The 18,521-nt window shown below is 68.6% G+C and carries 19 protein-coding genes; 14 read left to right on the forward strand and 5 right to left on the reverse strand.

Annotated elements, in window-relative coordinates:
• The coding region (locus OPU70_RS16660; RefSeq protein WP_498558289.1) for a HesA/MoeB/ThiF family protein at nucleotides 1–439 on the reverse strand (439 nt) is incomplete at its 3' end.
• Between the two features lie 150 nt (nucleotides 440–589).
• Between OPU70_RS16660 and OPU70_RS16665 the strand changes: the two genes are divergently transcribed.
• From OPU70_RS16665 to OPU70_RS16680, 4 genes are read left to right on the forward strand one after another with little or no spacing between them, the layout of a single operon-like run.
• Nucleotides 590–982, forward strand: a complete 393-nt coding sequence (locus OPU70_RS16665; protein WP_042538120.1) for a TOBE domain-containing protein — start codon at nucleotides 590–592, stop codon at nucleotides 980–982.
• 1 nt (nucleotide 983) lies between these two features.
• Entirely contained in the window at nucleotides 984–1,763 is a 780-nt protein-coding gene (gene modA, locus OPU70_RS16670) for a molybdate ABC transporter substrate-binding protein (protein ID WP_079112114.1), read from the forward strand.
• Nucleotides 1,760–2,548: a molybdate ABC transporter permease subunit gene (gene modB, locus OPU70_RS16675; protein WP_498558290.1), complete on the forward strand. Its 789-nt coding sequence runs from the start codon at nucleotides 1,760–1,762 to the stop codon at nucleotides 2,546–2,548. Before modA ends, modB begins: the two co-directional genes overlap by 4 nt.
• The gene (locus tag OPU70_RS16680; protein WP_052492870.1) at nucleotides 2,545–3,600 is read left to right on the forward strand and encodes a sulfate/molybdate ABC transporter ATP-binding protein; all 1,056 of its coding nucleotides are present in this window, start codon (nucleotides 2,545–2,547) and stop codon (nucleotides 3,598–3,600) included. The genes modB and OPU70_RS16680 overlap by 4 nt, the downstream gene beginning before the upstream one ends.
• Before the next feature lie 130 nt (nucleotides 3,601–3,730).
• Here OPU70_RS16680 and OPU70_RS16685 read toward each other — a convergent pair whose 3' ends face one another.
• The gene (locus OPU70_RS16685; RefSeq protein ID WP_475123377.1) at nucleotides 3,731–4,711 is read right to left on the reverse strand and encodes an aldo/keto reductase; all 981 of its coding nucleotides are present in this window, start codon (nucleotides 4,709–4,711) and stop codon (nucleotides 3,731–3,733) included.
• A 124-nt stretch (nucleotides 4,712–4,835) separates the two neighbouring features.
• Between OPU70_RS16685 and OPU70_RS16690 the strand changes: the two genes are divergently transcribed.
• The gene (locus tag OPU70_RS16690; protein WP_498558291.1) at nucleotides 4,836–5,723 is read left to right on the forward strand and encodes a helix-turn-helix transcriptional regulator; all 888 of its coding nucleotides are present in this window, start codon (nucleotides 4,836–4,838) and stop codon (nucleotides 5,721–5,723) included.
• Nucleotides 5,724–5,930: 207 nt separating this feature from the next.
• On the forward strand, nucleotides 5,931–7,016 hold the full coding sequence (gene moaA / locus OPU70_RS16695) for a GTP 3',8-cyclase MoaA (protein ID WP_498558292.1): 1,086 nt from the start codon (nucleotides 5,931–5,933) through the stop codon (nucleotides 7,014–7,016).
• A gap of 117 nt (nucleotides 7,017–7,133) precedes the next feature.
• Here the strand turns inward: moaA and OPU70_RS16700 are convergent, their stop codons facing one another.
• Complete coding sequence (locus OPU70_RS16700; RefSeq protein WP_042538106.1) at nucleotides 7,134–8,348, reverse strand: amidohydrolase; 1,215 nt, start codon at nucleotides 8,346–8,348, stop codon at nucleotides 7,134–7,136.
• Between the two features lie 23 nt (nucleotides 8,349–8,371).
• Nucleotides 8,372–9,019: a TetR/AcrR family transcriptional regulator gene (locus tag OPU70_RS16705; RefSeq protein WP_042538103.1), complete on the reverse strand. Its 648-nt coding sequence runs from the start codon at nucleotides 9,017–9,019 to the stop codon at nucleotides 8,372–8,374.
• 166 nt (nucleotides 9,020–9,185) lie between these two features.
• On the opposite strand from OPU70_RS16705, the gene OPU70_RS16710 reads away from it, so the two are divergent.
• From OPU70_RS16710 to OPU70_RS16735, 6 genes are all read left to right on the forward strand, one after another.
• Complete coding sequence (locus tag OPU70_RS16710) at nucleotides 9,186–10,853, forward strand: ABC transporter substrate-binding protein (protein ID WP_079112121.1); 1,668 nt, start codon at nucleotides 9,186–9,188, stop codon at nucleotides 10,851–10,853.
• Nucleotides 10,854–10,992: 139 nt separating this feature from the next.
• Nucleotides 10,993–11,817: an ABC transporter ATP-binding protein gene (locus OPU70_RS16715; RefSeq protein ID WP_042538098.1), complete on the forward strand. Its 825-nt coding sequence runs from the start codon at nucleotides 10,993–10,995 to the stop codon at nucleotides 11,815–11,817.
• Nucleotides 11,814–12,620: an ABC transporter ATP-binding protein gene (locus OPU70_RS16720; RefSeq protein ID WP_042538096.1), complete on the forward strand. Its 807-nt coding sequence runs from the start codon at nucleotides 11,814–11,816 to the stop codon at nucleotides 12,618–12,620. The genes OPU70_RS16715 and OPU70_RS16720 overlap by 4 nt, the downstream gene beginning before the upstream one ends.
• Nucleotides 12,617–13,705, forward strand: coding sequence for an ABC transporter permease (locus OPU70_RS16725; protein ID WP_042538094.1), 1,089 nt, complete (start codon nucleotides 12,617–12,619; stop codon nucleotides 13,703–13,705). The genes OPU70_RS16720 and OPU70_RS16725 overlap by 4 nt, the downstream gene beginning before the upstream one ends.
• 1 nt (nucleotide 13,706) lies before the next feature.
• Nucleotides 13,707–14,828 (forward strand): ABC transporter permease, encoded by a 1,122-nt coding sequence (locus OPU70_RS16730; protein WP_498558293.1) that lies wholly within the window; start codon nucleotides 13,707–13,709, stop codon nucleotides 14,826–14,828.
• A complete protein-coding gene (locus OPU70_RS16735; RefSeq protein ID WP_498558294.1) occupies nucleotides 14,828–17,074 on the forward strand; it encodes an exo-beta-d-1,3/1,6-glucosidase in 2,247 nt (748 codons plus the stop codon). The genes OPU70_RS16730 and OPU70_RS16735 overlap by 1 nt, the downstream gene beginning before the upstream one ends.
• A gap of 19 nt (nucleotides 17,075–17,093) precedes the next feature.
• On the opposite strand, the gene soxR is transcribed toward OPU70_RS16735, so the two are convergent.
• Nucleotides 17,094–17,576: a redox-sensitive transcriptional activator SoxR gene (gene soxR / locus OPU70_RS16740; RefSeq protein WP_042538088.1), complete on the reverse strand. Its 483-nt coding sequence runs from the start codon at nucleotides 17,574–17,576 to the stop codon at nucleotides 17,094–17,096.
• 79 nt (nucleotides 17,577–17,655) lie between these two features.
• Here soxR and fdxA point away from each other — a divergent pair, with 79 nt between their 5' ends.
• Both fdxA and OPU70_RS16750 read left to right on the forward strand, forming a co-directional pair.
• Entirely contained in the window at nucleotides 17,656–17,982 is a 327-nt protein-coding gene (gene fdxA, locus OPU70_RS16745; RefSeq protein WP_042538086.1) for a ferredoxin, read from the forward strand.
• Nucleotides 17,979–18,500: a flavin reductase family protein gene (locus OPU70_RS16750; RefSeq protein ID WP_042538083.1), complete on the forward strand. Its 522-nt coding sequence runs from the start codon at nucleotides 17,979–17,981 to the stop codon at nucleotides 18,498–18,500. The genes fdxA and OPU70_RS16750 overlap by 4 nt, the downstream gene beginning before the upstream one ends.
• Nucleotides 18,501–18,521: the final 21 nt, after the last annotated feature.

The raw sequence follows: 18,521 nt of genomic DNA on the forward strand, positions 1-18,521 counted from the left end.
CCGCGACGTCGCGGCGGGTGTCGAAGGAGTCGCTCGTGTCGACCACGATGTCGGCGCCGGCGAACAGGCGCTCGGCATTCTCGGAGTCGAGTCTTTCAGTGGCGAGCAGCACGTCGGCGTCGGGCGACAGGGCCGTGATCGCGCGGGCGGCGGAGGCGGTCTTGGGGCGGCCGATGTCCTCGACGCGGTGCGCGAGCTGGCGCTGCAGATTCGTCAGTTCGACCACGTCGTCGTCGATCACGGTGATGGTGCCGATGCCGGCGGCTGCCAGCGCGAGCAGCACGGGGGAGCCGACGCCGCCGGCACCGACGACCGCGACGTGGGCCGCCGCCAGGCGACGCTGCCCCTCCTCGCCGATGCCGGCGAGCACGGCGTGCCGGGCGGTGCGGACGAGCTCCGCCGGATCGAGGGCGGGTGCGGGTGCGACGAGCGGCTGCATGGCACCAGGCTATGCCCGGCGTGCGACGTCGCGGTGAACTCAGACAGATTCGTCGTCGTCGGAGAGCGGACGAGAGCGCGCCAGGGTGTCGTGCTCCGCATATGCGGTCGATTAGGCCCGCAGCATCCGCATTCGCGGTAATGTTCACGCATGCAGACCTTTCGAATCGCCCGGGCCGCGCAGCTGCTCGGCGTGAGCGATGACACCGTGCGGCGCTGGGTCGATCAGGGCCTGCTGCCGACGACCGATGCAGTGCCCGCCGAGATCCCCGGCGATGCCCTCGCAGCGCGGGCAGTCGAGCTGGCCGATGAGGCGCACGAATCCAGCGACGCCCACTCGAGCGCCCGCAACCGCTTCGTCGGCATCGTGACCCGTGTGCAGATCGACGGGCTGATGGCGCAGGTCGACCTGCAGTCCGGCCCGCATCGCGTCGTCTCCCTCATGTCGGCCGAGGCGGCACGCGATCTGCACCTCGAGGTGGGTTCTCTGGCCACGGCATCCGTCAAGGCGACGCAGGTCGTCGTCGAAGTGCCGAAGGCCTGACATGCGCCGCACACCGCGCCGAACCGTCGCGATCGCACTGGCTGCCGCCGCCCTCGTGCTGACCGGGTGCGCCGTCGAGTCGCCGACACCCGCTGGCACTGAGGGGGCGTCCGGGGGCGCGGTGAGCGGCGAGCTCACGGTGTATGCCGCCGCGTCGCTGTCCGGCGCCTTCGACGAGATCGGCGATGCGTTCGAGCAGGAGAATCCCGAGGTGCGGTTCACCGGCGTGTACGACGGCTCGTCGACGCTGGTCACCCAGCTGCTCGAGGGTGCCCCCGCCGATGTGTTCGCCTCTGCAGACGAGGCCAACATGCGCAAGCTCGAGGATGCTGCGGTCGACCCCACCCTGTTCGCCTCCAACACGTTGGTGATCGCCGTTCCTGCGGGCAACCCCGGCGGGGTGGAGACCCTCGATGACCTGGCCGACGTCACGACGGTGCTCTGCGCGCCCGAGGTGCCGTGCGGCGCGGCATCCACGACCCTGCTGTCGTCTGCCGGAGTCGAAGTCGATGCGGCGAGCCTCGAGCAGAACGTCACAGCGGTGCTCACCAAGGTCGCAGCAGGGGAGGCGGACGCCGGGCTCGTCTACGCGACCGACGTGGTCGGCCGCGACGATGTCGAGGCGATCGTGCCCGACGGTGCCGACGAGGTCGTCAATCACTATCCGATCGCAGCGCTGTCCGAGGCATCGAACTCGGCGGGGGCTGAGGAGTTCGTCGCCTTCGTGCTCTCGGACGAGGGCCAGCGGATCCTCGCCGACCACGGTTTCGGGGCGCCGTGAGCGCTGCGGTCTCGCACGGCTACGCTCCGCGCACGCTGGCGATCCCGGCTCTGATCGGCTTGGCGTTCCTCATCCTGCCGCTCGCGGCTCTCGTCGCCCGCGTCGAGTGGTCGACGTTCATCGCCGACGTGACGTCGGAGGCCGCACGCTCGGCGCTGCTGCTCTCGCTCGGCACAGGTCTCATCGCCACCGTGCTCTGCATCGTGATCGGAGTGCCGCTGGCTCTGACGATCGCCCGTTCCGGCCCGCGTCTCGCCGCCGTGCTGCGGGCCGCCGTCACCGTTCCGCTCGTGCTGCCGCCCATGGTCGGCGGCGTCGCGCTGCTCTATCTGTTCGGACGAGCGGGGTGGTTCGGCGGCCTCGGCCTCTCGTTCAGCACTCCGGCCGTCGTGCTCGCGCAGACCTTCGTGGCGCTGCCCTTCCTGGTGCTGGCCGTCGAGGGCGCCGTGCGCACCTCCGGGGTCGAGTACGAGCGCACGGCGGCGGCTCTCGGCGCCGGACGCTGGACGATCCTCCGCCGCATCACGCTGCCGCTCGCCGCGCCCGGCATCGTCGCCGGAGTGGTGCTGTGCTTCGCCCGGGCCATCGGCGAGTTCGGAGCCACTGCGCTCTTCGCCGGCAATCGCCCCGGGGTCACACAGACCATGCCGCTCGCGATCTACACCGCGTTCAACGGTGCGGGTGTGGCGCAGGGGGCCGCCGTCGCGTTGGCACTGCTGCTGCTCGCCACCGCGATCCTCGTGCTGCTGCTCGTGCGTGGATGGCGTCCCGGGGCGGCGCGATGACCGGCGCAGAGGGTCTTCGCGCCCACGTCGTCGTGCAGCGTGAGCACTTCGTCGTCGACGTGTCGCTGCAGGTGCCCGCTGGCGCGACAGTGGCCGTGATGGGCCCGAGCGGTGCGGGAAAGTCGACCTTGCTGCAGGCGATCGCCGGACTCCAGTCGCTCGATGCCGGAGAGATCGCGGTCGAGGGGCGCGTCGTCGATCGTGTCGCCAAGCCACGAGTGCGCACGGAGCCGATGCGCCGAGGTGTCGTGCTGCTCGGGCAGAAGCCGAGGCTGTTCCCCCATCTCTCGGTCGGCGAGAACGTCGCCTTCGGTCCGCGCGCTGCGGGTATCGAGCATCGTGCTGCCCGCGCAGGCGCTGACGACTGGCTCGCACGGGTCGGGCTCCCGGGCTCGGGAGAGCGGATGCCGCACGAGCTGTCCGGAGGCGAGCAGCAGCGCGTCGCGGTCGCTCGTGCGCTCGCCGCATCCCCTCGCGTCGTGCTGCTCGACGAGCCGCTCGTCGCCCTCGACCCCGAGACCGCAGGCGACATCAGGCGGATGCTGCGCGATCAGCTCGCCTCGACCACCACCGTCGCCGTCACCCACGATGCGGCGGATGCCGTCGCGCTCGCCGATCGGTTGATCGTCGTCGAGGCTGGCCGCGTGACGCAGGAGGGGCCGGTGCGCGACGTGCTCGCCGCCCCGGCATCCAGGTTCGTGGCCTCGATCGCCGGGCTCAATCGCCTGGTGGGCGTCGCGAGCCAGGGTGCGTGGCGCGGCGGCGATGTGCGGCTGACCAGCGCCGATCCTGCGTCGCGTGAGCTCGCTGCGACGGACGGTGCCGCGCTCGCCGCGGTGTTCCGTCCGGGGGATGTCCAGGTCGCGGAGGCTGGCCCGGAGTCGTGGACGGCCGTGGTGACGCGCCTCGAGCCCACGCTGGGAGGTGTGCGCGTGCACACCGATGCGGGTGCGGTCGACCTGTCGCTGGATGCTGCCGGGGGCCTCACGGTCGGGGACAGGCTGCGGCTGCGCATCGACCCGGCGCTCGTGGGATTTGTCGCCGTCACCTGAGTCCGCCTCCGCTGCGCCGGATTGCTCACGGCATCCCGGATGGCTGATCGGATTCGGCCTCTCCGCCGGCCACCCGGGGACTCGTCAGCCGGAAAGCCACCAGCATCGATGGTTCATCCGCACAGCCGATTCACCTGTCGATCGTGGCCATGTTCGCGTCGTCATGCCGTGCGCCCGCAGCCGGTTCGAGCGCGGTCAGCCGGTCGGCCTGGTCGGCGGTGAGCTCGACGGCGTCCGCGGCGGTGTTCTCCTCCATTCGGGCAACGCGGCGCGTGCCGGGGATGGGCGCGATGTCGTCGCCGCGAGTGAGGATCCACGCCAGGGCGGTCTGCGCCGGCGTCGCGCCGATCTCGGCTCCGATCGCGCGCACCTCGTCGACGAGGCGGAGGTTTCGCGTGAAGTTCTCGCCCACGAACCGCGGGTTGGTCTTGCGCCAGTCGTCGTCGGGGATGTCGGCCGCTGAACGGATCTGACCGGTCAGCAGACCGTGTCCGAGCGGTGAGTAGGGAACGAAGCCGATGCCCAGTTCGCGCAGCAGCGGCAGGATCTCCGACTCCACATCACGGGTCCACAGCGAGTACTCGGTCTGCAGCGCCGACACCGGATGCACGGCGTGCGCGCGTCGGATCGTCTGCGCGGAGGCTTCGGAGAGCCCGAAGTGCAGTACCTTGCCTTCGGCGACCAGGTTGGCGACCGCGGCTGCCGTGTCTTCGATCGGCGTGTTCGGGTCGACACGGTGCTGGTAGTAGAGGTCGATGTGGTCGGTGCCCAAGCGTCGCAGGGAGCCCTCCACGGCGGCCTTCACGTTCTTCGGGCTGCTGTCGGTCACACCCGGTCCGCCGCCGGAGTGTGAGACGAGCCCGAACTTGGTGGCGATCTTCACCTGATCGCGGCGCCCCCTGATGGCCTGACCGACGATCTCCTCGCTGAGGTACGGCCCATAGATCTCGGCGGTGTCTATGTGGGTGACGCCCAGGTCGAGGGCGCGGTGGATGGTGCGGATGGACTCGTCATTGTCGAGGCCACCCCCGGTCGTGTATGTGCCCGCCATGGTCATGGCGCCGAGGCCGATGCGCGAGACGTCCAGGCTTCCGAGGTGTGCGTTCTTCATGACTGTTCCTTCTGTCGGATGATGATTCGAGTCAACGCTCTTCGGCCCGAGTTAGCGTGGCCCCGGCTATGGGTGCACCGACAGGACCCCTCTCGACCGAGCGGATCGGCGTACCGTCGTTGGCATGGAGACCCACGACGCCATCAGCGAGTTCCTCACGACGAGGCGTGCCAAGCTCACCCCCGAGCAAGTCGGGCTGCCCGACTTCGGCGGTCGTCGTCGAGTGCCGGGGCTGCGCCGAGAAGAGGTCGCCCTCGTCGCCGGAATGAGTGCCGAGTACTACAAGCGCCTCGAGCGCGGCAACGCGGCCGGGGTATCGGAGCAGGTCATCGACGGAGTCAGCCGGGCCCTGCAGCTCGACGATGCCGAACACGCGCATCTGCACGACCTCATCAGGGCGGCGAACGCCGGAGCGCATCTGCATCCCCGTCGTCGTCCCGTACGGGCGCAGCAGCTCACGCCGGGCTTGCGGCAGACGATCGATGCGATCTCCACCGTTCCCGTCTACGTGCAGAACGGTCGTCTCGACGCGGTCGCGACCAACGCCCTCGGTCGGGCGCTGTTCTCCGAGATGCTCGATGACGCGCATCCCCCGGCCAATGCGGCACGGTTCATGTTCCTCGATCCACGCGCCCAGTCCTTCTACCGGGAGTGGGACGCGCAGACGCGTCAGATCGTCGCTGTGCTCCGTGCCGAGGCAGGTCGGTCGCCGTACGACCGGAAGCTCAGCGATCTCGTCGGTGAGCTCTCCACCCGCAGCGATCTCTTCCGTACGCTGTGGGGAGCCCACGATGTGCGGGAGCACCGCACGGGGGTGAAGAAGGTGCACCACCCCGTGGTCGGAGACCTGGACCTCACATTCCAGGCCATGGACCTCGCGTCCGACCGGGGGCTCTCGATGATCGTCTTCTCTGCTGAGCCGGGCTCGGCCACCCATGAGCGCCTCCAACTGCTCGCCAACCTGGAGCACACGGCGGTGCGCGAAGCCGCGAAGGAGAACGGTCGAGCCTGATTCGCCGCGGCTCCGGGTGTCGGCGGTATCCCGAATGGCTGATCGGATGCGGCCGTGAATGCCGCCAGGTGGGGGAACAGCAGCCATGCGGTCCCGTCCGAGCCGACCGGCTCCGCGACCTGGCAATATGCCGGTCGTCGCGCCAGACGGGCCCCGACACCGAACGCGCGGGTAGTCTCGGAACATGTCGGGGAGAGGGAGACTGCGATGACGGCCGTGCCGGTCGTGATCGGTGTGCGCTCGCCGAACCCCGTGATCGCCGCTGACTCGGCGCCCGCGCCGCAGGGCCTCGTCGACACGCACGGTCGCGTGCACCGCGACCTGCGCATCTCGCTGACCGACCGCTGCTCGCTGCGCTGCACCTACTGCATGCCCGAGCAGGGCAACGAATGGCTCGCGCGCACCAGCATCCTGTCGACCGACGAGATCGTCGAGGTGGCGCAGGTCGCGGCCTCGTTCGGCATCCGCACCTTCCGGCTCACGGGCGGTGAACCGCTGCTGCGCGCCGACATCGTCGAGGTCGTTCGCCGCGTCTCGGCGATCCAGGGCGACGAGGGCCCCGTCGAGGTCGCCATGACCACCAACGGCATCACGCTCGCGAAGCACCTGCCCGCACTGATCGACGCCGGGCTCACACGCCTGAACATCAGCATCGACACGGTCGACCGTCAGCGCTTCGCCGACCTCACCCGCCGCGACCGCATCGACGACGTGTTCGAGGGCATCGCGGCAGCGGCGGCATCCGAGCTCCGCCCGCTCAAGCTCAACACCGTCGCGATGCGCGGTGTGAACGACGATGAGCTGCCTGACCTGGTCGCGTTCGCGATGGAGGTCGGCGCGCAGCTGCGCTTCATCGAGCAGATGCCTCTCGACGCCGGGCACACGTGGGATCGTGCGTCGATGGTCACGCGCGAGGAGATCCTCGAGAAGCTCGGCGCGCGGTGGAGTCTCGAGCCCGTTCCCGGACGCGGCGGCGCGCCGGCCGAGAAGTGGCGCATCGACGGCGGCCCGCACGAGGTCGGCGTGATCGCCTCGGTCACCGCCCCCTTCTGCGGCGCGTGCGACCGGCTGCGCCTGACGGCCGACGGTCAGCTGCGCAACTGCCTGTTCTCCAACGCCGAATACGACCTGATCGGCGTGCTGCGCGGCGACGGGGCATTCGACTCCGCCCGGCGTGCCGGCGGGATCGCCGACATGCTCCGCTCCTGCGTGCACGGCAAGCTGCCGGGCCACGCCATCAACGACCCGTCTTTCCTGCAGCCCGCCCGCGGCATGAACGCCATCGGCGGCTGAGGCAGCGCCTCTTCGCGTTCACAATTCAGCAGAGAACGCGCGTTCCGCGGGCTCAGGGCAGGGTTGCGGCCCGGTTCCGGCCGTCCATGCTGAATTATGAACGGCGAGGGAACAGTCTCAGTCGAGGAACTCGCGCGCAGCCGCCGACAGCGCCGTGACGCCGACCTCGATCGTCGGGTGGATCTCCGGTGCGAAGAAGGGCGAGTGGTTCGTCGGGATGTCCTTGTCGAGGGTCCCGGCCGCCGATGCCGCGGCGAACTTCGCCGCATCGACGCCGCCCCAGAACCAGAACACCAGGGGCGCCCCGGTGTCGCGGGCGAACCACGACACGTCCTCGCTGCCGGTGAACATGCCGGGGTCGATCACCGACGCCTCACCGAGCGCGCGCTGCAGCGCCGACGTGACGCGTGCCGTGGCATCCGCATCGTTGATAGTCGGCGGCAGGGTGTGGTCTGTGCGGATCTCGGGCTCGCGCTCTGCTCCCGATGCCGCGGCCTCGGCGCGCACGATGCGCTCGACGCTCGCGAGCACCTTGTCGCGCATCTCGTCGTTCGGGTAGCGCAGGCTGAGCTCGAGCTTCGCCTCGGCGGGGATGATGTTGTTCTTCAGACCCGCGTGGATCGAGCCGACCGTGACCACGGCGACGTCGCGGGGGTCGACCTCTCGCGAGGCGATGGTCTGCAGTCGCATGACGGTCGCCGCGGCCATGACCACGGGGTCGATGGTCGAGTGCGGCCGCGAGCCGTGTCCGCCGCGTCCGTGCAGCACGACGGTGAGGCCGTCGGATGCCGCCATCTGAGTGCCTGGGCGTACGCCGATCGTGCCGGCGGGCAGGGGAGTGACGTGCTGGCCCAGGACGACATCGGGGTGCGGCACGAGGTCACGGAGGCCGGCGTCGAGCATGGCGCGGGAGCCTGCTCCGTACTCCTCGGCGGGCTGGATCAGCACGACCACGGTTCCCGACCAGTCGTCCTTCTCGGCGACGAGCTTCTCGACCGCACCGATCATGGCGGTGACGTGCATGTCGTGACCGCAGGCGTGCATGACGGGCACGGTGTTGCCGGCGGGGTCGATGCCGGTCGCGGTGCTGGCATAGGCGAGGCCGGTCTCTTCACCTACGGGCAGTGCATCCATGTCGGCGCGCGCCCAGACGACCGGACCTTCGCCGTTGCGCAGGATGCCGACCACCCCGGTGACGCCGATGCCCTCGTGCACCTCGAGGCCGAGATCCCGCAGGTGACCGGCCGCGATGCCGGCGGTGCGCGTCTCCTGGAACGACAGTTCAGGGTGCTGGTGCAGGTCTGTGTAGAGCGCTTCGAGGTCGATCGTCATGGCCCCGAGCCTAGTCGCGGCACCTAGTCGCGGCGGTACGACTCCAGTGCCGGTCCGGGGTGCAGCACACCGTTGACGATCGAGCGGATCGCGAACTCGCTCGCCTCGCCCAGGTCGAAGACGTCGCGGTGCAGCAGCCACTGCAGCTGCAGCCCGTCCATCACGGCGAGGATGCTGGCCGCGGCGGTGGCCACGGTGTCGGGCTCCGTCACACCCTCCTGCGCGCACAGCAGGTGGAACGCGTCGGTGACCTCGCGCCGGAGGGTCGTGTAGCGGTCTTCGAAGTAGTCGCGACCGGGGTGGTTGTCGGTCACCGACTCCGACGACAGCACGGTGTAGGCCTGCACGATGCCGGGGCGCCGCTCGTTCGCGACCGCCGTGCGCACGAGGTGCAGGAAGAGCTCCGGCCCGCCGGGGATGTGCTTCTCGGCGAGCTCTGCGACGTCCGCCTGGTCGCGGTAGGCGAGCACCTCGAGCAGCAGCTTCTGCTTCGAGCCGAAATGGTGCAGCACGCCGGCGTGGGTGATGCCCACCTGCTCTGCGACGTCGGCGAGAGTGCCGTTGGTCGAACCCTTGTTGCCGAAGATCTCGACGGCGGCTTTGAGGATCTGCTCCCGCTTCTCGCGGGTGGCAGGCCGGACGGACGTGTGGGCGACAGCATCCTTCGACATGGTCCATCCTCTTCTGCACCGAATCCTGCACTGGATCGTACTTGCCAACTCTACTTACTGGCGGGTAACCTCGCACCAGCTTACTTTCTCGCCAGTAAGCGAATGAGGTCGGATGCCCGTGCACCGACAGCCACACAGCACAACGACCCGTGCCCAAGGAGAAGCAATGAAGCTCAGAAAGTCCATGATCGCTGTCGCGGCGATCTCCGCCCTCGGCGTCTCGGCCCTCGCCGGCTGCGCAGCCGGCGGATCGAACGACGGAGACGCCGGAGCAGGCGGCGCAGCCCTGACGATCGCCAAGCCCGACGGTGCGATCACCACCGAGTCGAACAACCCCTACGTCGGCGACTCGTCGGCCTCGAAGTACGGCTACGGCAAGGTCATCTTCGAGACCCTCGCCCTCGTGAACCAGACCGGCGATCGGGGGGTCACCCCCTGGCTCGCCGAGAGCATCGAGTGGAACGACGACTACACGGCCCTCACCGTCGTGCCTCGCAAGGACGTCACCTGGAGCGATGGCGAGCCCTTCACCGCCGACGACATCGTCTTCACCTACGAGCTCGTCTCGACCCCTGCGCTCGACACCGCGGGCCTCAAGTTCGAGGGCGCGACCATCGACGGCGACGCTGTGACGCTGAACTTCGGCGAGTCGAAGTACGTGAACCAGGCCCGCGTGCTGCACGTGCCGATCGTGCCGAAGCACATCTGGGAGAACCTCGACGAGCCTGCCACCGACCCCGTCAAGGGCGACGACCTGGTCGGCACCGGCCCCTACGCGCTGTCGAACTGGTCGACCGAGTCGGTCACCCTCGAGGCGCGCGACGACTACTGGGGCGGCGACCTCGCGGTTCCCGAACTGCACTACGTCTCCTACGGCGACAACACGGCACTGACCACCGCTCTCGCACAGGGCGAGGCCGACTGGGCGCAGGCGTTCATCCCGCAGATCCAGGAGCAGTTCCTCGACGCCGACCCCGAGCACAACAAGTTCTTCGTGGCCCCGACGACCGGCTCTGCGACGCTGTTCATGAACCTGCAGCAGAAGCCGTTCGACGACGTGGCGTTCCGCCAGGCCCTCGCCTGGGTCATCGATCGCGACGCGTACGTCGACATCGCCCGTGAAGGGGCGAGCGAGCCGGTGTGGTCTGTGACCGGACTCTCGTCGATCCTCGAAGACGAGATCCAGCCCGAGTTCCAGGGCGAGGAGTACTCCGTCGATGCCGAGAAGGCGCGCGACCTGCTCGAGGGAGCCGGATACACCTGGAAGGACGACGCGCTGATCGACCCCGACGGCACGCCCGTCTCGTTCACGCTCTCGGTGCCCTCGGGGTGGAGCGACTGGAACACCGCGCAGGAGCTCATCGCCGAAGACGTCACCGAGGCCATCGGCGCCGAGGTCAAGATCGACATGCCCGACTGGGGCGGCTGGGCAGGACCCCGCGACGACGGATCGTTCTCGGCCATCATCCACTGGCTCGAAGACAGCGGCACGGCCTACGGTCTCTACACGTCGACGATGGACCCGCGCTGGATCTCGCCCGAGGGCATCGCCGGATTCAACTTCGGACGCTTCGAAGACCCCGCTGCGACTGACGCGCTGAACACCTACGCCAACGCGTCGTCCGATGACGAGCGCACCGCGGCCATCACGACGCTCGAGCAGATCTTCGTCGAGCAGGTCCCGGCGATCCCGCTCGGCGCGCACCCGCTGCTCGGCGAGTACAACACCCGCAACTACGTCGGGTGGCCTTCGGAGGAGGACCCGTATGCCTCGGGCGACCCGACTCAGCAGAACATCGTGCAGATCCTCACGAAGCTGAAGCCGGCCGAGTAAGCACGAGGCGTCGTACGCAGATTCGGCGCGTTTCGTCTCGCTTCGCTCGCTCAACGACCGGGGGAGGCCACCCCCCCGGTCGTTGAGCGAGGACCGAAGGACCGAGACGAAACGCGCCCCCCCCGACGAAGGACATCCCATGTCAGAACCCCTGCTCAGCGTGCGCGACTTCTCTGTCGTGTACGACGTCGATCCGCCCGTCGAGGCGGTGAAGAACGTGACGCTCGAACTGCAGCGAGGAGAGATCCTCGGCCTCGCGGGAGAGAGCGGATGCGGCAAGACCACCCTCGCCTACGGCGTGCAGCGTCTGCTGCGGGCTCCGGCCGTGATCGCGGGCGGCAGCGTGACGTTCCACGACGCATCCGGTGTCGACGTCGACATCAACGCGCTCGACGTCGATGCGATGCAGAAGTTCCGCTGGGACAAGGTCTCCATGGTGTTCCAGGGCGCGATGAACGCGCTCAACCCGGTGGCGACGATCGGCTCGCAGCTCGAGGACGTGTTCGAGATCCACCGGCCCGGCATGACTCGCAAGCAGCGCAGGGCCGAGGCCGAGGAGCTGCTCGAGATCGTCAAGGTCGGCCGTCAGCGCACACGCTCGTTCCCGCACGAGCTGTCGGGTGGCATGCGTCAGCGCGTCATGATCGCGATGGCCCTGGCGCTGCGCCCGCAGCTGATGGTCATGGACGAGCCGACCACGGCTCTCGATGTGCTGGTGCAGCGCGAGATCCTCAAGCAGATCTCGCAGCTGCGTCACGAGTTCGGCTTCTCGGTCATCTTCATCACCCACGATCTGCCGCTGCTGCTCGAGATCAGCGACCGCATCGCGATCATGCGCGAGGGCGAGATCGTCGAGCTCGCCTCCGCCGAGCAGATCTGGACGAACCCGCAGAACGACTACACGAAGACCCTGCTGTCGTCGTTCCCCCGTCTCACCGGCGCGAGAGGAGTGCTGACCCGATGACGACTCTCGAGTTCGCCGATGTCACCAAGGTCTACAACGTCAGAGGAGCCGGTCAGCTCAAGGCTCTCGACAACGTCAGCTTCACCCTGAACTCCGGCCAGACCATCGGTCTCGTCGGTCAGTCGGGCAGCGGCAAGTCGACCATCGCGAAGATCCTCACCCAGCTCGAGACGCCCACGTCGGGCGAGGTGCGGCTCGACGGCACGCCCATTCCCCGGCGCGGCAAGGGCCTGAGGAGGTACCGTCAGCAGCTGCGCATGGTCTTCCAAGACCCGTTCGCGTCGCTCAACCCGTACCACTCGATCAGGTACCACCTCGAGCGCCCCATCCGGCTCGACGACGTCGTGCCCAAGAACGAGACCGAGGCAGAGGTGCGCCGACTGCTCGAGCGCGTGCGCCTCGATGCGGATGCCGTGATCGACCGCCGTCCGCACGAGCTCTCCGGTGGCCAGCGTCAGCGCGTCGCCATCGCCCGCGCGCTCGCCTCGCGTCCGTCACTGCTCGTCGCCGACGAGCCCGTGTCGATGCTCGACGTGTCGATCCGTCTCGGGGTGCTGAACCTGCTCGCCGATCTGCAGCGAGAAGAGGGCCTCGGAGTGCTCTACATCACCCACGACCTCGCGACCGCGCGGCACTTCAGCGACAAGATCATGGTGCTCAACCAGGGTCGCGTCGTCGAGTACGGCGATGCCGACGACGTGATCCTCAACCCGCAGGACCCCTACACGCGCGAGCTGCGGGCGGCGTCTCCCGACCCCGACAAGCATTTCGCGACGACCGGCTCGCACGGAGGTGCACTGTGACCACCGCATCCCCCGATCTGGGTCAGATCGAACAGGAGAACCGCGACGCGCTCGAGGTCGGCACGACGGCGACCACCGCGCAGAAGGGGAGGAAGCTCGTACCCTGGCGGTTCTTCGCCGGACGCGCAGGGTTCTACCTGTTCACGCTGTGGGCGGCCATCACGATCAACTTCTTCCTGCCCCGGTTCATGAAGGGCGACGCGGTCAGCTCGTACCTCGCCCGCAACCGCAACGTCAGCCCCGAGGCTGCGGAGTCGCTGCGCATCCTGCTCGGCGTCGACACCGACAAGTCGATGTGGCAGCAGTACCTCGACTACTGGGCGATGCTGTTCCGCGGCGACCTCGGCATCTCCACGCTGCACGGTCTTCGTCCGGTGACCGAGGTGCTGGCATCCGCTCTTCCGTGGACGCTCGGCCTCGTCGGAATCGCGACGATCATCTCTTTCGCGCTCGGAACGGTCGGCGGCGCGATCGTCGGCTGGAAGCGCGGCAGCAGGCTCGACGCGCTCATCCCGATCACGACGTTCTTCAACACGATCCCGTACTTCTGGCTGGGTCTGATCGCGATCGCGATCTTCTCGTCGACGCTCAAATGGTTCCCGTCGTCGCACGCCTACGACAAGGGCCAGTCGCCCGAATGGAGCCTCGACTTCATCGGTCAGGTGATCATGCACGGCACCCTGCCGGCGGTCACGATCATCATCGCGTCGCTCGGCGGATGGATGCTGGGCATGCGCAACATGATGCTCACGGTGCTCGACGAGGACTACATCACGGTCGCGCAGGCGAAGGGCATGCCGAACAGGCGGGTGCTGTGGGCATACGCCGCCCGCAACGCCGTGCTGCCGCAGATCCAGAGCTTCGCGCTGTCGATCGGCTTCATCGTCGGCGGCACGATCGTCATGGAGATGGTCTTCAGCTACCCGGGCGTCGGCAAGCTGCTGCTGGACGCCACCAATGCGAAGGACTTCGCCCTCATGCAGGGAGTCTTCCTGGTGATCACGCTGTCGGTGCTGGTCGCCAACATCCTCGCCGACATCGTCTACGCATACCTCGACCCGCGCACGCGCCAGACGGAGGCCTGACATGAGCGTTCCCACCTCGACCGACACCACGGCCCCCGACGGCAGCACGGTCCCCACCGGGATGCCGGAGACCGCGACGTTCCGCACCGCGCGCGACGGCGCGCCCGGCCGCAAGACCTTCTGGTCGCAGCTCGCGCACTCGTTCGCCATGTTCCGCAACCCCAAGTCGATCGCCGGCCTGATCATCCTCGGGGTGTTCGTGCTGATCGCGATCTTCGCCCCGCTGCTCGCCCCCTACGGGGCCACGCAGAAAGACCGCACGGCCCTGCGGCAGCCGCCCTCGCTCGACCACTGGCTCGGCACCACGCACATGGGTGAAGACGTGCTCAGCCAGCTGATCTTCGGCACGCGCGGCGTCGTCGTGGTCGGCTTCCTTTCGGCCATCATCGCGACGATCATCGCCATCACGATCGGCGTCATCGCCGGCTACGTGCGCGGCTGGAAGAGCGAGTCGCTCTCGGCCCTCACCAATGTGTTCCTCGTGATCCCCGGCATCCCGCTGATCATCATCGTGGCGTCGCAGTTCGAGAACCCGCCGCTCATCGTGATCGCCGCGGTGCTCGGACTCACGGGCTGGGCGTGGGGTGCGCGTGTGCTGCGCGCGCAGACCATGTCGCTGCGCAACCGCGACTTCATCCAGGCCGCCCGCGCCAACGGCGAACCGCTGCACCGCATCATCACGGTCGAGATGCTGCCGAACCTCATGGCGCTGATCGCGTCGAGCTTCGTCGGCACCGTCACGGCGGCGATCCTCGGCCTCACGACCCTCGCCTTCATCGGCGTGATCCCGGTGAGCAACCTCAACTGGGGCACGATCCTCTTCTGGGCGCAGCAGAACGGCGCGTTCCCGCGGCTGTGGTGGTGGTACGTGCCCGCGGGGCTCTGCATCGCGATCATCGGCGTCGCCCTGTCGCTCATCAACTTCGGCATCGACGAGTACGTCAACCCGCGGTTGCGGTCGGCGGGTGAGCGCGCCCGTGCGATGAAGAAGAAGGGGCTCAACGTGAACGACCCGGTGACGGCGGTGCGCAGCATCCCGGCGGTCGACTCGGGTACCGTGCAGAGCGCCGCGGACGATACGACGAACCAGACACACGACACGAAGACACAGAACACGAAGTGATGACCTCTCAGACCCTGACCGAATCCCTGCCCTACCTCGACCCCGAACTGCCGATCGCGGCGCGCGTCGCCGACCTGCTCGACCGCATGACGGTCGAGGAGAAGGTCGGGCAGATGCTGCAGCTCGACGCCCGCGACGACCTCGACGACCACGTGCTGGGCAAGCACGTCGGCTCGATCCTGCACACCTCGCCCGAGCGCATCATCCGGGCGAACGAGCTGACCTCCCAGACACGGCTGCGCATCCCGCTGCTCGTCGCAGAGGACTGCATCCACGGCCACTCGTTCTGGCCCGGAGCGACCATCTATCCGACACAGCTCGGGATGGCTGCGACGTGGGATGCCGAGCTCGTCGAGAAGGTCGCGAGGGCGACCGCGGTCGAGGTCGCGGCGACCGGCATCCATTGGACCTTCTCGCCGGTGCTGTGCATCGCGCGCGACCTGCGCTGGGGTCGCATCGACGAGACCTTCGGCGAAGACCCGTTCCTGATCGGCGAACTCGCCTCGGCGATGGTGCGCGGATATCAGGGCGACGGCCTCGACGACCCGACCGCCATCCTCGCGACGGCCAAGCACTTCGCCGGCTACTCCGAGACGCAGGGCGGACGCGACGCGAGCGAGGCCGACATCTCTCGGCGCAAGCTGCGGTCGTGGTTCCTGCCGCCGTTCGAGCGGGTCGCCCGCGAGGGATGCCGCACGTTCATGCTCGGCTACCAGACGACCGACGGCGTGCCGATCACGGTCAACGACTGGCTGCTCAGCGACGTTCTTCGTGGCGAGTGGGGCTACACAGGCACCCTCATCACCGACTGGGACAACGTCGGCCGCATGGTGTGGGAGCAGCACGTGCAGCCCGACTACGCCCACGCCTCGGCCGCCGCCGTGAGCGCCGGCAACGACATGGTCATGAACACTCCGGGCTTCTTCGAGGGTGCACTCGAGGCTGTGTCGAACGGGTTGCTCGCCGAAGACGCGTTCGACGACGCCGTGGCCCGCATCCTCACCCTCAAGTTCGAGCTCGGGCTGTTCGAAGACCCGCGGCTTCCGCAGGACGACCTGGATGCCGTGGTCGGCAGCGCCGCGCACGCCGAACTCAACCTCGAGACCGCGCGTCGCTCGATCGTGCTGCTCGAGAACGACGGCGTGCTGCCCCTGGATGCCGCGACAGCGCTGAAGGTCGCCGTCGTCGGGCCGCTGGCCGACGACGCCCAGACGCAGCTCGGCGACTGGGCCGGTGGCTCCGGCCAGGCCGGATGGCTCGACGGTCAGCCGCGCGAGATGATCACCACCGTGCTCGACGGCCTCGCAGGCGTCGAGGGGTGGTCGGTCACGCATGCGCGTGGCGCCGACATCCTCACGCTCGAGGAAGACCCTCGGGGCGCGAAGTTCCCCGACGGCCAGCCCCGGCCCTCGGTCGTCGTGCCGAGCGCACCGGACGAGACGCTGATCGCCGAGGCCGTGGCTGCGGCGGCGGAATCCGATGTCGTGGTCGCCGTCGTGGGCGACCGCATCGAGCTCGTCGGCGAGGGGCGCTCGACCGCGACCCTCGAGCTGATCGGTGGGCAGAACGCCCTGCTCGACGCGCTGATCGCGACGGGGAAGCCCGTGGTGATCGTGCTGCTCGCATCCAAGCCGCTGGTGCTTCCGGCATCCGCTTCGCAGGCAGCCGCCGTGATCTGGGCGGCGAACCCGGGCATGCAGGGCGGGCGCGCGCTCGCCGAGATCATCTCGGGTGCGGTCGAGCCGTCAGGGCGACTGCCGATCTCGTTCGCGCGTCACGTCGGTCAGCAGCCCACGTACTACAACCAGATCCGCGGACAGCACGGCGACCGCTACGCCGACCTCACGCAGTCCCCGGCCTGGGCGTTCGGTGAGGGGCTGTCGTACTCGACGGTGTCGTACGGCGAGCTGTCGCTCGCCTCGACGACGCTGGGTCGCGACGACACGATCATCGCCGAGGTGACGGTGACGAACACGGGGGAGCGTCCGGCGCGCGAGACCGTGCAGGTCTACGTGCGCGACTCCATCACGAGCGTGAGCTGGGCCGACCGGGAGCTCAAGGGCTACCGTCAGGTCGACCTCGCGCCGGGGGAGTCGGCGCGAGTGCGTCTCGAGCTCGCGGTGGCGGAGTGCTCGATCGTCGACGCCGCCGGCATCCGTCGCGTCGAATCCGGTGCGTTCGAACTGCTCGTGGGTCCGAGCTCGCGCGACGAGGTGCTGCTGAGCGCCGCGTTCACCGTGGCCTGATCATCTGCGACGGGGGCGCTCAGGCGTCCTCGTCGCGGAGGCGCTGCGGGCCCGCGCCCTGGCTGCTGAGCGCGTCACCCGGGTTCAGCAGGCCGCACGCCTTCATAGACAGACAACCGCAGCCGATGCACCCGGTCAGCTCGCGTTCCAGGCGCTCGATGCCCTCGCGGCGCTTCTCGAGCTCGCGCTTCCAGCGTCGCGATGCGCGCTGCCAGTCCTCGTGGCTCGGCGTCTGCGTCAGCGGAACATCGGCGAATGCGTGCTGCACGTCGGCGAGGGGGATGCCGAGGCGTTTCGCCACCGTGATGAGTGACACCCGGCGCAGCATGTGCCTGGCGTAGCGGCGCTGGTTGCCGGCCGTGCGCGTGGAGGCGATGAGGCCGAGACTCTCGTAGAAGTGCAGGGCCGAGGGGGCGACCCCGGTGCGCCTGCTCATCTCGCCGATCGTCAACGGCTCATCAGGGCCGTGGACGGTGCGGTCGGTGTCGGTGTCTGCGCTCATCCCGGCCTCCTCGATTTGACCTCAAGTGTACTTGAGGTCATACGGTTGCAACCGTGACCCGAACGGAGACCGCCACCCTATGACCTACGTGATCGCCCTTCCCTGCGTCGATGTCAAGGATCGTGCGTGCATCGACGAATGCCCGGTTGACTGCATCTATGAGGGCGAGCGCTCGCTGTACATCCACCCCGACGAATGCGTCGACTGCGGTGCGTGCGAACCCGTCTGCCCCGTCGAGGCGATCTACTACGAAGACGACCTGCCGGAAGAATGGCAGGACTACTACAAGGCCAACGTCGAGTTCTTCGATGAGCTGGGGTCCCCCGGTGGCGCCGCGAAGCTGGGCATCATCGAGCGCGACCACCCGATCATCTCCGCACTTCCGCCTCAGGAGGCACCCGAATGAGCAGTCAGCAGCACCCCGCAGCGCCGGTTCCCTCAGAGGTCGGTGAAGGGCTCAAGGCCGCGTTCCGCGCGCATCCGGCGGGAGTCGCGATCATCACGGCGATGACCCCCGCGGGGCCGGTCGGCCTCACGGCATCCAGCGTCGCGTCCGTGGCGGTCGATCCCGCCGCGATCGTCTTCTCGGTCACCAGGGCGACCGGCAGTGCCGGGTCGATCCTCTCGGCCGACACGTTCGTCGTGCACCTGATCGACGACGAGCACTCCGCGCTGGCGCAGAGCTTCGCCGTGAGCGGCGCTGATCGGTTCACCCCCGAGCAGGGCTGGAGCTCGCTCCCCACCGGCGAGCCCTATCTGGCTGAGGCGCGAGCGGCGATGCGCGGTCACACCATGTCGACCGTGGCGGTCGGCTCATCGACCGTCGTGGTCGCCGAGATCGACGAGGTGCTGCTCGGAAGGCCCGGCCGCCCGCTCGTGTATCTCGACCGCCGATTCCACTCGCTGCCGAACGACCAGCACTGAAACCCCACCGAAAGGAACAGC

It is taken from the genome of Microbacterium sp. SWDP-B6, assembly GCF_059803615.1.

Excerpts from the sequence above, each read along its gene's own strand:
- OPU70_RS16690 (WP_498558291.1), top strand. The coding sequence starts at position 4,836 with ATGGAGACCCACGACGCCATCAGCGAGTTCCTCACGACGAGGCGTGCC.
- OPU70_RS16730 (WP_498558293.1), top strand. The coding sequence starts at position 13,707 with ATGAGCGTTCCCACCTCGACCGACACCACGGCCCCCGACGGCAGCACG.
- modA (WP_079112114.1), top strand. The coding sequence starts at position 984 with ATGCGCCGCACACCGCGCCGAACCGTCGCGATCGCACTGGCTGCCGCC.
- OPU70_RS16700 (WP_042538106.1), bottom strand. The coding sequence starts at position 8,348 with ATGACGATCGACCTCGAAGCGCTCTACACAGACCTGCACCAGCACCCT.
- OPU70_RS16705 (WP_042538103.1), bottom strand. The coding sequence starts at position 9,019 with ATGTCGAAGGATGCTGTCGCCCACACGTCCGTCCGGCCTGCCACCCGC.
- OPU70_RS16750 (WP_042538083.1), top strand. The coding sequence starts at position 17,979 with ATGAGCAGTCAGCAGCACCCCGCAGCGCCGGTTCCCTCAGAGGTCGGT.
- OPU70_RS16710 (WP_079112121.1), top strand. The coding sequence starts at position 9,186 with ATGAAGCTCAGAAAGTCCATGATCGCTGTCGCGGCGATCTCCGCCCTC.
- OPU70_RS16735 (WP_498558294.1), top strand. The coding sequence starts at position 14,828 with ATGACCTCTCAGACCCTGACCGAATCCCTGCCCTACCTCGACCCCGAA.
- moaA (WP_498558292.1), top strand. The coding sequence starts at position 5,931 with ATGACGGCCGTGCCGGTCGTGATCGGTGTGCGCTCGCCGAACCCCGTG.
- fdxA (WP_042538086.1), top strand. The coding sequence starts at position 17,656 with ATGACCTACGTGATCGCCCTTCCCTGCGTCGATGTCAAGGATCGTGCG.
- OPU70_RS16680 (WP_052492870.1), top strand. The coding sequence starts at position 2,545 with ATGACCGGCGCAGAGGGTCTTCGCGCCCACGTCGTCGTGCAGCGTGAG.
- OPU70_RS16665 (WP_042538120.1), top strand. The coding sequence starts at position 590 with ATGCAGACCTTTCGAATCGCCCGGGCCGCGCAGCTGCTCGGCGTGAGC.
- OPU70_RS16720 (WP_042538096.1), top strand. The coding sequence starts at position 11,814 with ATGACGACTCTCGAGTTCGCCGATGTCACCAAGGTCTACAACGTCAGA.
- OPU70_RS16715 (WP_042538098.1), top strand. The coding sequence starts at position 10,993 with ATGTCAGAACCCCTGCTCAGCGTGCGCGACTTCTCTGTCGTGTACGAC.
- soxR (WP_042538088.1), bottom strand. The coding sequence starts at position 17,576 with ATGAGCGCAGACACCGACACCGACCGCACCGTCCACGGCCCTGATGAG.
- OPU70_RS16685 (WP_475123377.1), bottom strand. The coding sequence starts at position 4,711 with ATGAAGAACGCACACCTCGGAAGCCTGGACGTCTCGCGCATCGGCCTC.